The sequence below is a fragment of the Niveispirillum cyanobacteriorum genome, from assembly GCF_002868735.1.
Lineage (GTDB): Bacteria > Pseudomonadota > Alphaproteobacteria > Azospirillales > Azospirillaceae > Niveispirillum > Niveispirillum cyanobacteriorum.
Window position 1 is genome coordinate 1,776,919 of the sequence record NZ_CP025611.1, and the last position, 14,345, is coordinate 1,791,263.

General features: G+C 63.8%; 12 protein-coding genes and 1 riboswitch. Of the genes, 3 read left to right on the plus strand and 9 right to left on the minus strand.

Going from position 1 to position 14,345, the window contains the following annotated elements; all coding sequences use genetic code 11:
* Positions 1 to 27: 27 nt before the first annotated feature.
* Positions 28 to 158, minus strand: a riboswitch (TPP riboswitch).
* 124 nt (positions 159 to 282) lie between these two features.
* The 4 genes from C0V82_RS08085 to hflK form a co-directional block, all read right to left on the minus strand.
* Positions 283 to 1,824: a DegQ family serine endoprotease gene (locus C0V82_RS08085; protein WP_245924038.1), complete on the minus strand. Its 1,542-nt coding sequence runs from the start codon at positions 1,822 to 1,824 to the stop codon at positions 283 to 285.
* Between the two features lie 161 nt (positions 1,825 to 1,985).
* Positions 1,986 to 2,171 (minus strand): DUF2065 domain-containing protein, encoded by a 186-nt coding sequence (locus tag C0V82_RS08090; protein WP_102113317.1) that lies wholly within the window; start codon positions 2,169 to 2,171, stop codon positions 1,986 to 1,988.
* A 62-nt stretch (positions 2,172 to 2,233) separates the two neighbouring features.
* Positions 2,234 to 3,109 (minus strand): protease modulator HflC, encoded by an 876-nt coding sequence (hflC, locus tag C0V82_RS08095; protein ID WP_102111896.1) that lies wholly within the window; start codon positions 3,107 to 3,109, stop codon positions 2,234 to 2,236.
* A gap of 12 nt (positions 3,110 to 3,121) precedes the next feature.
* On the minus strand, positions 3,122 to 4,294 hold the full coding sequence (hflK, locus tag C0V82_RS08100; RefSeq protein WP_102111897.1) for an FtsH protease activity modulator HflK: 1,173 nt from the start codon (positions 4,292 to 4,294) through the stop codon (positions 3,122 to 3,124).
* A 175-nt stretch (positions 4,295 to 4,469) separates the two neighbouring features.
* Between hflK and apbC the strand changes: the two genes are divergently transcribed.
* Positions 4,470 to 5,624 carry an iron-sulfur cluster carrier protein ApbC gene (apbC, locus tag C0V82_RS08105; protein WP_102111898.1) on the plus strand — a complete coding sequence of 385 codons (1,155 nt, stop codon included), beginning with the start codon at positions 4,470 to 4,472 and terminating at the stop codon, positions 5,622 to 5,624.
* Between the two features lie 594 nt (positions 5,625 to 6,218).
* Here the strand turns inward: apbC and C0V82_RS08115 are convergent.
* The 5 genes from C0V82_RS08115 to hexR all read right to left on the minus strand — a co-directional run bounded on the left by C0V82_RS08115 (position 6,219) and on the right by hexR (position 11,808).
* On the minus strand, positions 6,219 to 6,647 hold the full coding sequence (locus C0V82_RS08115) for a DUF29 domain-containing protein (protein ID WP_102111900.1): 429 nt from the start codon (positions 6,645 to 6,647) through the stop codon (positions 6,219 to 6,221).
* 86 nt (positions 6,648 to 6,733) lie between these two features.
* Positions 6,734 to 7,897 (minus strand): cystathionine gamma-synthase, encoded by a 1,164-nt coding sequence (locus C0V82_RS08120; RefSeq protein WP_102111901.1) that lies wholly within the window; start codon positions 7,895 to 7,897, stop codon positions 6,734 to 6,736.
* A gap of 32 nt (positions 7,898 to 7,929) precedes the next feature.
* Positions 7,930 to 8,553, minus strand: a complete 624-nt coding sequence (locus C0V82_RS08125) for a CatA-like O-acetyltransferase (protein WP_158659806.1) — start codon at positions 8,551 to 8,553, stop codon at positions 7,930 to 7,932.
* Between the two features lie 121 nt (positions 8,554 to 8,674).
* On the minus strand, positions 8,675 to 10,891 hold the full coding sequence (gene glgB / locus C0V82_RS08130; RefSeq protein WP_102111903.1) for a 1,4-alpha-glucan branching protein GlgB: 2,217 nt from the start codon (positions 10,889 to 10,891) through the stop codon (positions 8,675 to 8,677).
* 74 nt (positions 10,892 to 10,965) lie between these two features.
* Positions 10,966 to 11,808, minus strand: coding sequence for a transcriptional regulator HexR (hexR, locus tag C0V82_RS08135; RefSeq protein WP_102113318.1), 843 nt, complete (start codon positions 11,806 to 11,808; stop codon positions 10,966 to 10,968).
* A gap of 365 nt (positions 11,809 to 12,173) precedes the next feature.
* Between hexR and zwf the strand changes: the two genes are divergently transcribed.
* Together zwf and pgl are read left to right on the plus strand one after the other, a co-directional pair.
* Entirely contained in the window at positions 12,174 to 13,649 is a 1,476-nt protein-coding gene (gene zwf, locus C0V82_RS08140; RefSeq protein ID WP_102111904.1) for a glucose-6-phosphate dehydrogenase, read from the plus strand.
* Positions 13,636 to 14,331 (plus strand): 6-phosphogluconolactonase, encoded by a 696-nt coding sequence (pgl, locus tag C0V82_RS08145; protein ID WP_158659807.1) that lies wholly within the window; start codon positions 13,636 to 13,638, stop codon positions 14,329 to 14,331. Before zwf ends, pgl begins: the two co-directional genes overlap by 14 nt.
* The last annotated feature ends 14 nt before the right edge of the window (positions 14,332 to 14,345 follow it).

Consider the following 14,345-nt stretch of genomic DNA (forward strand, 5'->3'; position numbering starts at 1 on the left):
GGTGCGGCGGCAATGTTGGGGCAAACGGGGCCCCTATGCTTCCATCCCTACGCCGGTACGACCCGGATCAGGTTCGAAGGGTTCCCGCGCCGGTGCCGCCATCAATGGCGGTCCATGCGGTGTCTCAGCCCCTTGCCGGGGTTCCCCTTGGACGGGGGGAAGGTGCGGGATGATGGGGGCAGGTGTCAAGGGTGGGTAGTTCAGGGGACGAACAAATGAAAAGCCCCGGCCCACCATGCAGGTGGACCGGGGCCCTACAATTCACCGGTGATGCGGTGATCCTTACTGCCCACCTTCCAGCGACAGGGCCAGGAAGGTCTGCTCGCCGCGGCGTTCGACCAGCAGCAGCACGGCCTTCTGGCCGGCGGTCTTGGCCTTGGTCACGCGGTCCTGCACCTCGGCGGGGGTGGTCACCGGTTGCTGGCTGACCTCCAGCACCACATCGCCGGGGCGCAACTGACGCGACTGCGGCGGGGCGTTGGGGTTGACCTTGGTGATGACCACGCCCTTGGTGCCTTCGGCCAGCTCAAACTGCTTGCGCAGGTCCGGGGAGATGGAAGAGACGGTGAGGCCCAGCGCATCCACCTGCTGCTGAACGGCACCCTTACCGGGGGCCTGTTCCTCTGCTGCACCCTCTTCCTCGGCGGCGGCGGGTTCTTCGGGGAATTCGGCCAGGGCAACGGTCACATTCACGGGCGTGCCCTTGCGGGAAATGCCGACATTGACCTTGGTACCCACCGGCGTGCCGGCCACCATGCGCGGCAGGGTGCGGTTATTGGCCACTTCCTTACCGTCGAAGGTCAGGATGACATCGCCGGGCTTCAGACCGGCCTCGGCGGCGGGGCTGCCCTCTGTCACGGTGCCGACCAGGGCGCCCTTGTGATGGGCCAGACCCATGCTTTCGGCGATCTCCGGGGTCACCGACTGGATCTGCACGCCCAGCCAGCCACGGCGCACCTTGCCGGCCTTACGGATTTCCTCAATCACGGTGCGGGCCATGCTGGATGGGATGGCAAAGCCAATGCCGACCGAACCGCCCGTGCGGCTGTAGATCGCCGAATTGATGCCAACCACGTCGCCGGCCAGATTAACCAGCGGGCCACCGGAATTGCCCTGGTTGATGGCGGCGTCGGTCTGGATGAAATCGTCAAAGCGACCGGCGCCGATATCACGGGCGCGGGCCGACACGATACCGGCGGTGACGGTACCGCCCAGGCCGAATGGATTGCCGATGGCCACGACCCAGTCGCCAACCTTCAGCACATCGCTGTCACCCCATTTCAGGGCCGTCAACTTCTGCTTGGCTTCCACCTTCAACAGGGCCAGATCGGTCTCCTTGTCGGTGCCGATCAACTTGGCCTTCAATTCCGTCTGGTCGGCATCCTGGAAGATGACGGTGATCTCGTCCGCCCCCTCAATCACGTGGTTGTTGGTGACGATGTAACCCGACGCATCGATGATGAAGCCCGACCCCAGCGACTGCGCCTTGCGCGGGGCGCCCTGGCCCTGCTGCTGACGCTCCAGGAAGTCGCGGAAGAATTCTTCCATCGGCGAGCCGGGGGGGAAGTCGGGCATGGGCACAGCACCGCGACCACCCGGCTTGTTCTGGATCGTCTGGCTGGTCGAGATATTGACCACCGACGGCAGCGTCTTTTCGGCCAGCGGCGCGAAACTGTCGGGCGCGCCGCGCTGGGCCAGGGCCGGCGGGGTAAAGATCAGGGCGGCGGTCACCGCCAGCAGCGACAACAGGCCGGCCACGCGGCCTTCCCGGACGGCGGCCCCGGCAGGGGCGCAGGCGGAACGGGAACGGAAGGCGTCGATCACGTCAATCTCCAGGGGCCGGTCATCCGCGCCCACACCCCGGGGCACGCATCGGCACGCCGGCCCGAAAGGGGCGCACCGACAGCCAAGGAATATAGCGTGAAAGCCCGTCTTGCGAAGCATTCCTTCGTAACAGGCGGATGGTCTTGGGTGCGAAAGCGGCCCTATCCGCGAATGGCGCCCACGGCCACGACACCCAGGATGGCGGCACCCAGGCCGATCCGGCGCAGCATCACCGGTTCCATGCCTGTAATGCGCTGGGCCATGTCCCGCATGGAATTGGGTGCCACGGCATAAAGCAGGCCCTCAATCACGAAGACCAGGGCCAATGCGGTCAGGAAATCGGTCACGGAAGGTGTCCGGAAAAGGAGGGGGCGCGGGGCGGTCAAAAACCGCCCCGCGCAAGGCAACATCACCGCTTGGTCACGGTGCCCGTGCTGTTGAAGTAGCGGAAGAACTCGCTATCCGGTGACAGGACCATCTGCGTGTTATCACCCTTCATGGAAGCCTTATAGGCGTCCAAAGACCGGTAGAAGGAATAGAAATCCGGATTCTTGTTCGCGGATTCAGCCAGGATGCGGATCGCCTGGTTGTCGCCTTCACCGCGCAGCACCTGGCTGTCGCGCTGGGCTTCAGCCAGGATGACGGTGCGTTCACGTTCGGCCCGGCTACGGATCTGCTGGGCCTGTTCGTTACCTTGGGCGCGGGCCTCGCGGGCTTCACGCTCACGCTCGGACCGCATACGCTCATACACGGCCTGCGAGGTCGCTTCCGGCAGGTCGGCGCGGCGGATGCGGACATCTACGATCTCCACACCGAACTGGGCGGCTTCCTGGTTCACCTGTGCCTTGATGTCGGTCATCACCTTGGCGCGTTCCTTGGACAGAACGGCCAGCAGGGTGGCGTTACCCAGCACACGGCGCAGGGCGGAATTGACGGTGGCGGCCAGACGCTGCTCCGCCACATTCTCATTGCCGACCGAGGTGTAGAACTTCAAAGGTTCGGTAATGCGGTAACGGGCAAACGCGTCCACTTCCAGACGCTTCTGGTCGGCCAGAATCACCTGTTCGACGGGCGGATCGACATCCAGAACGCGGGAATCGATCAGAACCACATTCTGCACGAACGGGATCTTGGCATGCAGGCCCGGCTCCTGAATGGTGCGCTTCCATTCACCCAATTGCAGAACCAGGGCCTGCTGGGTCTGGTTCACGGTGAACAGGGAGGCCGAAGCCAGGATGGCGGTGGCAGCGGCGGCAATGCCGAGAGCGACAAGTTTGGTGCTCATGGTCCGTCCCCCTTACTGGCGCGGTGCGGCCGATGCGGCCGGCGTCTGTTGGCGGATCTGGTTCGTCAGCTCGTTCAGCGGCAGGAACGGCACGACACCGCTGCCCTTACCCTGATCGATAATGATCTTGTTGGTGCCGCCCAGCACCTCCTGCATCGTTTCCAGATACATGCGCCGCGCCGTGATCTCGGGCGCCTGGGTATAGGCGGACAGAACCTGCGCGAAACGCTGCGCGTCACCCTGTGCCAGGCTCACCACCTGTTCACGATAGGCCGACGCCTGTTGGATCAGCTGTTCAGCCTCACCGCGGGCGCGGGGGATGATGTCGTTACGATAGGCCTCGGCCTCGTTACGCAGACGCTCGCGGTCCTGGCGCGCGCGCTGCACATCGTTGAAGGCATCGACCACGGGGGCCGGCGGGTCCACCTTCTGCAACTGCACCTGCGTGATCTCGATACCGGACTGGTATTCGTCCAGCATGGTCTGCAACAGGGCCTTGGTCTGCTGTTCAATATCCTGGCGCGCCTCGGTCAGGGCCGGCTGGATATCGGTGCGGCCAATGACCTCGCGCATGGCGCTTTCGGCGGCCATCTTTACGGTATTGGCCGGGTCGCGGATCTTAAACAGGTAATTGCCGGCATCCTTGATCACCCACAGGACAGTGAAGTCGATGTCGATGATATTCTCATCGCCCGTCAGCATCAGGCTTTCGTCGATGATGTCGCCGCCGCCCGGACGCCGGCTGTCGGTGCCGGAGCGGTAGCCAACTTCCAGACGGTTGACCAGTGTCACCTTCGGCGTGTCCACCATCTCAATGGGGGCCGGCAGGTGATAGCGCAGGCCCGGCTGTTCGGTGCGGACATATTCGCCGAATCGGCGCACCACACCCTGCTCGTCAGGCTGCACGCGGTAGATGCCCGACAGGCCCCACAGCAGACCCAGCGCGACCAGCCCGAGCGCGATGCCCTTGCCGCCGCCCAGGCCACCGGGCGTCAGGTTCTTGAACCGCTCCTGCCCCTTGCGCAGCAGTTCCTCCAGGTCGGGGCCACCGGGCGGTTGCCCGCCGCCGCCACCGCCGCCGGGCGGACGGCCCCACGGATTGTTACCGCCGCCATTGCCGCCACCACCCGGGGGAGAACCCCAGGGGCCACCGCCATTGCCGCCACCTTGATTGTTCCAGGGCATATTGCCGACCCTTTGGTGATTGGACCCACGTAACTGCCAAACCGACAGGCCTGCCCCCAGGGACAGGACGCTTTCTCTCTGTGATACGCCACCCTATATATCGCGGCGCACCGGAGACAAGGCCCTTGGGCCATCGGTCACCGCAGATATTGGGAAAAGAACGGGGTTTTCAACCATGGCTGTGGTCAGCGAAGAACAGGTTCTGAAGGCGCTCGGCACCGTGAAGGACCCCGACCGGGGTACGGATGTCGTATCGCTGGGCATGATTTCCGGTCTGACAGTGAAGGGCGGCAATGTCGCCTTCGCGCTGGAGGTGGACCCAAGCCGCGGCGCGGCATTGGAACCCCTGCGTCAGGCTGCCGAGAAGGCCGTGGATGCCTTGCCGGGCGTGACCTCAGTCACCGCAATGCTGACGGCCCACCGCGCACCGCCCAAGCTGGGGGGCGGCCATGATCATAAGGGGCATGACCATAAGGGCCACAGCCATGGCACCGCCCCTGCCGCCGCGCCGCCGCCGAAACCTGCTAAGATCGGCGTGCCCGGCGTGCGCGCCATCATCGCCGTCGCGTCAGGCAAGGGCGGGGTGGGCAAATCCACGACCTCCGTCAATCTGGCGCTGGGCATGGCGGCCAACGGGTTGCGCGTCGGTCTGCTGGATGCCGATATCTATGGCCCGTCCCTGCCCCGCATGCTGGGCCTGTCGGGCAAGCCGGAAACTACCGACGGCAAGGTGCTGCGGCCCCTGGTCCGCCATGGGGTGAAGGTCATGTCCATGGGCTTCCTGGTGGCCGAAGAGACGCCCATGATCTGGCGCGGCCCCATGGTGATGGGCGCCATTCAGCAGATGCTGCGCGATGTCGCCTGGGGCGAACTGGACGTGCTGGTCGTCGACATGCCGCCGGGGACGGGCGACGCGCAGCTATCCTTGTCGCAGAATGTACCGCTGGCCGGGGCCGTTATCGTCTCGACGCCCCAGGACATTGCCCTGCTGGATGCGCGCAAGGGGCTGAACATGTTCCGCCGCGTCGATGTGCCCGTGCTGGGCATCGTGGAGAACATGTCCTATTTCTGCTGTCCCAATTGCGGCCACCGCAGCGATATTTTCAGCCATGGCGGCGCGCGGGCGGAGGCGGACAAGCTGGGCATCGATTTCCTGGGCGAGGTGCCGCTGGATATCGCTATCCGCGAGACCAGCGACGGCGGCGACCCCATCGTTGTCTCCCAGCCCGACAGCGACCATGCCAAGGTCTACCGTTCCATCGCCGCCCGCGTCTGGGACAAGATCAGCATCGGCAGCGGTCGCGCCGCACCCCGTATCGTGATCGAATGATCAAGGCGCACCTGCCCCGATCGGGTGGCGATTACTGGTCACCCCGATCGGGTTAGCGCGATATTTTACAAATGTTCATTTGAAACACCCTTTCGCGGACAGCCCGCAAAAAGACGGATTGCTGCACTGCGTATCGTGCAATGGATTTTTCCTTTCCGTCTAGGCCAGCATTTGGTACATAAACTTCGTACTCCGCTGGAGGACGGACAGGATGTATCAAGACGAACCGATCCGAGTTGCATATGCGTTTCGCGATGGCGCCCACTCTTTCCGGGCTGCTGACCCTCGCACGGGTGACATTCAGGTTGCGCACGGCGTACCTGAAGTCGCCTATGAGGAAGTAACGCGCACGCTAAGCGAACGGGTCGCCGATCGTCTGGGTGCATACGCACAGGCCCGCCCCCAGCTGGCGTTCAAGGAATTCTGGACGTGGCTGCAGATGAACCCCATCGCGGCCATGCCGAACACCCCTTGCCATGTCGAGTTCGCTTGGGAAGTCCGACCCTGAACCCGGTATGGTGAGTCGCCATGTAGGCGGTATGTGTATGGATTGCTGAACAACTGGCGCCCGGCCCCAATCCGGGCGCCATTTTTTTATTCCGGCCAGAAGCCGTCATCCGCCATCTGGTCATAGGTGAAGGGGCAGGTGGCCGGGAAGGTATGGCTGGATAACCCGGTCTCACGTTCGGCAGCGATTACCGCGTCGCCATAGGCCTCATCGATCGACTCTGCCAAAGTGCCTTTAAGGCTAGGATTATCCTTCATATGACGCAAAAGTTGGCGGCGCTGCTCTCGCACTGTCAGTGTCCAACTACGACTGCGCAGCCCCGGCTGAAACTGCCACTTCAAAAGGTGAAGCAGCAGGACGGCCAGACGGCTGACCAGTTCGCGCTTTTCCGTCCGCCCCATGCTCTCGATCTCCTCGGCAATGTTGGCGATGTCGGCGGCATCGAGCTTGCCGGCGCGCAGCAGGGCGGCCTGCTGGTTGGCCCAGGCGTAAAAGTCCTTCTCATAAAGGCTCATGGCACCCTCCCTGGCGACGTCCCAGATTTGGGCAATCACCGGCGGCGGGGCAAGCGGAATTCCGCCCGCCCCGCCCTTATCCCCGCTTACCGAAGCGCCTGCTCCAGGTCGGCCAGCAGGTCGTTCACATCCTCCACACCCACCGACAGGCGGACCAGACCGTCATCAATGCCGATGGCGGCACGCTGTTCTGCGGGAATGCTGGCATGGGTCATGATGGCCGGATGTTCGATCAGGCTCTCCACTCCGCCAAGGCTTTCGGCAAGACTAAACAGTTCCGTCCGCTCCAACATACGGCGCGCGGGTTCCAGACCGCCCTTCAGGTGAATGGTCACCATGCCGCCACCGGCCCGCATTTGCCGCTTGGCCAGATCATGCTGGTCGTGGCTGGGCAGGAACGGGTAGCGCACCTTTGCCACCGACGGGTGTTTTTCCAGCCATTCGGCGATCACGCCGGCATTCTGGCAATGGCGCTCCATGCGCAGCGCCAGGGTCTTCAGGCTGCGCATTACCAGGAAACTGTCAAACGGTCCCTGGATGGCGCCGACGGCATTGTGCAGGAAGGCCATGCGGTCGGCGATTTCGCCGGCCTCCCGCACCACCGCGACGCCACCCACCATGTCGGAATGGCCGTTCAGATATTTGGTGGCCGAATGCACGACAATGTCGAACCCCTGCTCCAACGGCCGCTGAATCCACGGGCTGGCAAAGGTGTTATCAGCAACCGAGATCAGGTTATGTGTCTTGGCCAGTTGCGCCAGCGCCTCCAGGTCTGCCAGCTTCAGCAGCGGATTGGTCGGCGTCTCCACCCAGATCATGCGGGTTTCCGGACGGATGGCGGCTTTCACCGCTTCCAGGTCCGACAGGTCGACGGTCGTCACCGACAGGTTGGCCGTGCGCGACCGCACCCGGTGCAGCAGGCGGTAGGTGCCGCCATACAGATCATCGGATGCGATGACATGCGCGCCGGCATCCAGCAACTCCAGGATCGTCGCTTCCGCCGCCAGCCCAGAGGCAAAGGCGTAGCCACGATATCCTGACTCCAGATCAGCGATACAGGCCTCATAGGCCATGCGCGTCGGGTTCTGGCTGCGGGCATATTCATAGCCCTTATGAACGCCGGGGCTTTCCTGCACAAAGGTGCTGGTGGCGTAGATCGGGACCATGATGGCGCCGGTCGTGGGGTCGGGCTGCTGGCCGGCATGGATGGCGCGGGTCGCGAATCCCTGGCGGTTGGGGCGGTCCTTCATGCTGAACATCCTCTGTTGTAAGCGCCCAACCTCTATCGTGTCGGGTCGTTGACAGCCTCGGCCAGCACTTCCTCCAGCCGGGCGATGAACTGGGCGATATGCAGCCCGTCGATCAGGCCGTGATGGGCCTGCACAGCGACGGGAAAATCCACGCGGCCATTGCTGTGGCCGAACTTGCCGATGGCAACGTTGGGAATGGAGCAGTCCCCGAACCGCGCCATCGGATGCTGGATTGAGGTGAAACGCAGCCAGGGCAAACAGGTGGTGAAGATGTAATCCCGGCTGGTCAGCGGCGTCAGGCGCAGGTCCACGGCATTGCGGGCAATCTCCCGGTCGGCCAGATAGGCGGCCAGGAAGGCCTGAAAATCCGGCGTATAGGGAATGGTGGAGAAGTTCAGGTTCTGATCCCGCCCGATCACCGTGTAGGACATGGTGAGGTTCTTGACCTCGCTGACCCGCTTTTCCAGCAGGCGCAGGCGCATATGCGGGATGTCCATACTGGCCCGCCCGATGGCGTGCAGAACCCGCGCGAAGGGCGGGATGCCCGCTTGCTTGGCCGGGGTCACGAAATCCGGGCAATCGGCCACCGCCGCGATATTCACGGCGGGCTGGTCATAGCGGTCGAAAAGGGCAATCTGGCGGCTGCGGTCGATCAATTCAGTGCTCCCATGACGGGTTCCCGACCCGATCCGGGGCACTTAGTTGTCCAGGCCTGCGTTTGCAACGCCCCTCGGCTCCGCCAGAGCAAGGTTTGGATAAACGTGATGGGGGCCTTGGTCAAGCCGGCAACAGCACCAGACCCGCCAGCGGCGGCAGGGCGATCTCCACGCTGAACGGCTGCCCGTCCCAGGGCAGGGTTTCGGCCTGCACCGGCGCCGGGTTAGTGATGCCGCTACCGGCATAGGCGGCGGCGTCGCTGTTCAGTGCCTCCCGCCAGACGCCGCCAAAGGGCACACCCACGCGGTAGCGCTGGCGCGGCACAGGGGTGAAATTCACAACCGTGACGGCCGCTGCACCCTCGGCAAAGCCATGGCGGCTATAGGCCAGCACGCTTTCGTCGGCCGCCCCGCCCTTGATCCAGCGGAAACCCTCGCCCTCACAATCGCGCTCATGCAGGGCCGGGGTGTCACGGTAAAGATGGTTCAGGTCGCGAACCAGATCGCGCACGCCCCGGTGCCAATGCCCACCGGCATGATCGTCCAGCAGATGCCAGTCCAACTGCCCATCATGGTTCCATTCGCGTCCCTGCGCGAATTCCCCGCCCATGAACAGCAGCTTCTTGCCCGGATGGGTCCACATGAAGCTGAAATAGGCGCGCAGATTGGCGAATTTCTGCCAATCGTCGCCCGGCATGCGGGCCAGAAGCGAGCCCTTGCCATGCACAACCTCATCATGGCTGAGCGGCAGGATGAAGTTTTCGGAGAAGGCGTAGAGCAGGCCGAAGGTCAGGTCGCTGTGATGGTGGCGGCGGTGGATCGGGTCACGCTGCATATATTTCAGCGTGTCATGCATCCAGCCCATGTTCCATTTATAGCCAAAGCCCAGGCCGCCGGCATGGGCCGGCTGTGACACGCCGGGCCATGCCGTCGATTCCTCGGCAATGGTCATGGCCCCGCCGCCCTGCCCTTCCTCGGTCCCATAGACCAGGGCATTCATGCGGCGCATGAAATCAATGGCTTCCAGATTCTCCCGCCCGCCATGGCGGTTGGGAACCCACTCACCTTCCTTGCGGCTGTAATCCAGATACAGCATGGAGGCCACCGCATCCACGCGCAGCCCATCGATATGGTAATGCCGCAGCCAGAAAAGGGCGTTGGAGATGAGGAAATTCGTCACCTCGTTCCGCCCGAAATTATAGATCGCGGTGTTCCAGTCGGGGTGATAGCCCTGGCGCGGGTCGGCATGTTCGTATAGGTGCGAGCCGTCGAATTCATACAGACCATGGGCGTCGGTCGGGAAATGGCCGGGCACCCAATCGATGATCAGGCCGATTTCCGCCTGATGGCAGGCATCGACAAAGGCCTGGAAATCCGCAGGCGTGCCAAAGCGGGAGGTCGGCGCGAACAGGCCCAGCGCCTGATAGCCCCAGGACCCGTCGAACGGATGCTCATGAACGGGCATCACCTCGATATGGGTGAAGCCCATTTCCCGAACGTAAGGAACCAACTGGTTCGCCAGATCGCGCCAGTTCAGGTAGCCACCATTTCCGGGCCGCCGCCAGGAACCGGGATGCACCTCATAGATCGAAATCGGCGCCGACCGGGCATTGCGCGCCGCCCGCTTGGTCAGCCATTGCGCATCCTGCCAGGCATGATGATCAATGCGCGACACCATGGAGGCAGTGGCGGGCCGGAATTCGGCGGCCAACGCATGTGGGTCAGCCTTCAGCGGCAGCAGATAACCGCCGGCATCCAGCATTTCGTACTTGTAATGCGCACCCTCGGTCACGCCGGGGACGAAAATCTCCCAGATGCCTGCGCCTAAGCGCAGGCGCATGACATGGATACGGCCATCCCAGCCATTGAAGTCGCCCACGACCGACACGCGGCGCGCATTGGGCGCCCAGACAGCGAACCGTACACCGGCGACACCGTCGATCACATCCAGATGCGCGCCCAGCTTTTCATAGGACCGCCAGTGCCGCCCCTCGCCCAGCAGATACTGGTCCATCTCACCCAGGATGGGCGGGAATCGATACGGGTCCTCAATCTCCCAGCGGTCATGCCCGCGCGACAGGCGCAGGCGATAACCGGCGGCCTGTTCGGCGGTCAAAGTGCCGGCGAAAAACCCGTCGCCATGCAGGCGCGGCAGGTCCAGCCGTTCCGCACCATCCGCACCGATTACCGCTACGCGTTCCGCATCGGGCCTGAACACCCGCAATTCCACACGCCCCGACCCGTCATGCAGCGGATGCGGCCCCAGGATCGCGAAGACGTCACCATGCGTCGCCTGGATGATGGCGGCAATCTCGGCTTCGGACGGGGTATGGGGCATGGTCTACCTGGGTTGGGGTGGTGGGGAAAATTACCATGTTTGCGGGAATGTGGGGATATGGAGCGACGCCCCAACTACCCCCGCTGCCCCAACCGCCGCTCCCGGATCGGGCGCTTCGACCGCGCCAGGCTTTCCGCCAGATTGACGCCCCGGCGCAAGGCCACGGCGACCTGCAGCACGTCCAGCATGGCAAGATGAGCCAGACGGCTGACCATCGGCGTGTACATGCTGGTATCTTCCACCACATCGACCAGCAGCGACACCGTCGCCTTTTCCGCCAGCGGCGACCCGCCCGAGGTCAGCGCCACCACCTTGGCCCCGCTATCCAGCGCCAGATCGACCGAGCGCAGCAATTCGCGCGTGCGGCCTGTGTGGGAGATGACCAGGGCCGCCGCGTTGGGACCCAGCAGGGTGGCCGACATGGCTTGCACATGGAAATCGGTATAGGCGACGCAGGGGATGCCCAAACGGAAGAACTTGTTCTGCGCATCCATGGCCACCACGCCAGAGGCGCCGAAGCCATAGAATTCCATGCGCTGCGCTTCGGCCAGGATGCGCACCGCCTGATCCAACGCTTCCGGGTTGGTATGGTTGCGCACGCGGGTCAGCGAGGCGATGGACCGGTTCAGGACCTTGGCGGCGACGTCAACGACGGGATCGTCGGGCCGCACCTCCTCATGCACATAGGGCGTGCCTGTGGCCAAATCCTGGGCCAGACGCAGCTTGAAATCCTGAAAACCCGCGCAGCCAATAGAGCGGCAGAAGCGCACCACCGTCGGCTGGCTGACCTGCGCTTCCCGCGCCACCTCCGCGACGGAGGCATTGACCACCGAATGCGGGCGCTTAAGCACCACTTCCGCGATCTTCTGTTCGGATCGGCGCAGACCGGACTGCATGCCACGGATACGTTCAAGCACGTCGGCCACTCCCCCAAACATATGATACCGGCCGGCTGGGCCGTGTAAGGGAATTACACGAAATCCAGCCGGATTTGGCAAGGCCGGCATACCGGCGGTAACAGCGGGGCACCCCTGCCCGCCGATGTTGGCCCATTCCGCCTCCGAAATGCCTTCTATAGGGCAAAAACCGTAGTAAAGTTACGCCGCAGCGCAGCATGGACGTTACAAACATGCGCGCGAATGCCGGAAATGCGGGCAGACGACGTAGTCGCCGCTTGCGAGCTTTGGTAATTCTGCTACATTCATCCCAGAAGACGGCGCGGACCGCGCGCCGCCTCGGCCAGGAAATGGCCGGAAATCAAGGGACGGGCGGGCCGGGTGCCATGGCTGATGTGATGCAGGTTAATCCGTTTGACTATGTGGTGTTCGGCGGCACGGGCGATCTGGCCCTGCGCAAGCTGATGCCTGCCCTTTATTACCGCGAACGCGACCATCAGCTGACCGATGACAGCCGCATCATCGGCGTGTCCCGTACCGACCAGAACACCGACGCCTTCCGCGCGCAGATCACCAAGGCCCTGGGTCAGTTCATCCCAGCGGAAGATATCGATCAGGCCATCCTGGCCCGTTTCCTGGGCCGCATCACCTATGTCCCGCTGGACGCGACCAAGCCCGCCGGTAACTGGCCGCTGCTGGTCGAGGCGTTGAAGGATGGTGGGGACAAGGCCCGCGTCTTCTATCTGGCAACCTCGCCCGTGCTGTTCGGCGCCATCTGCCGCAACATCAAGGAAGCGGATCTCATCTGCCCCAAGACACGGGTTGTCCTGGAAAAGCCGATCGGCAAGGATCAGGCCTCTGCCAATGCCGTGAATAACGAGGTTGGCGCGATCTTCAAGGAAGAGCAGATCTTCCGCATCGACCATTATCTGGGCAAGGAATCGGTGCAGAACCTGATGGTGCTGCGCTTCGGAAATGCCCTGTTCGAACCGCTCTGGTCCGCCAACTATATCGACCATGTGCAGATCACGGTCGCCGAAAAGGTCGGCGTGGAAGGCCGCGCCGACTATTACGACAAGGCCGGCGCCCTGCGTGACATGGTACAGAACCATTTCCTGCAGCTGTTGTGCCTTGTGGCCATGGAACCGCCGTCATCGCTGACGGAGGACATGATCCGCAACGAGAAGATCAAGGTGCTGCGCGCCCTGCGCCCCATCACGGCGCAGGAGGTAAAGGCCAAGACGGTCCGCGGCCAATATCGCCAGGGTGCGATTGAGGGCAAGTCCGTGCCCGGCTATGGCGAGGAGCTGGGCGCGTCGTCCAACACCGAAACCTTCGTTGCCATCAAGGCGGAGGTGGATAATTGGCGCTGGGGCGGGGTTCCGTTCTATCTGCGCACGGGCAAGCGCATGCCCACCCGCTATTCCGAGATCGTCATCCAGTTCAAGGCCACGCCGCACAATGTCTTCGGGCGCGGCGCGGGTGAGCTGACCGCCAACCGTCTGGTCATCCGGTTGCAGCCGGACGAGGGCGTGAACCTGTCGATCATGACCAAGGTGCCCGGTCCCGGCGGCCTGCGCCTGCGGTCCGTCCCCCTGAACCTGTCCTATGCGGAGACGTTCAAGGACCGTTACCCGGACGCCTATGAACGGCTGCTGATGGATACGGTGCGCGGCAACCCGTCTTTGTTCATGCGCCGGGACGAGGTGGATGCCGCCTGGGCCTGGATCGACACCATCCAGAAGGGCTGGAAGGACACCGACCAGCCGGCGGAACCCTATCCGGCCGGAAGCTGGGGGCCGCTGTCGGCGGCCCTGCTGCTGGCCCGCGATGATCGGCGGTGGAACGATGCCGACTATTAATAGCCACGCCGACAAGGCGTCCCTGGTCACGGCTCTTGCCGACCATATCGGCGGCCTGATCCGCGATGCGGTGGCCGCCTATGGCCGTGCCTCCCTGGTCCTGTCGGGCGGCACCACGCCTGCCGACCTGTTCGCCCGGCTGGATGGTTACGACCTTCCCTGGGACAAGGTCTATCTGACCCTGTCGGATGAGCGCTGGGTCGATCTGGATGATCCCGCCAGCAATGAGGCGATGGTGCGCCGGACCCTGTCCGCTGCCGTTGCCAAGGGTGCAACCGTCGTCGGCCTGAAAAGCGTGGGTGCCACGCCCGCCGACGGTCTGGCCCGCACCAGCAGCCGGCTGGCCACCATGCCCCGCCCCTATGACCTTGTCCTGCTGGGCATGGGGGAGGACAGCCACACGGCCAGCTTCTTCCCTGGTGCGACCGGCTTGGCAGAGGCGTTGAGCGGTGCGCTGGGTCTGGCGGTTGCTGCCGTTACCCCCGCCGGTGGCGTGCCGGCCCGCATCACCCTGACCCTGCCGGAACTGCTGCGCTCTCGCGCCGTTGCCCTGCTGATCACGGGTGACAAGAAGAAGGCCGTTCTGGACGCGGCACTGAAGCCGGGACCGGTTGAGCCCGCCCCCGTCCGCGCCGTGCTGCACCAGACCCAGGTCCCCGTTTCCATCTGGTGGGCGCCGTAACCCCCACGGCCTTT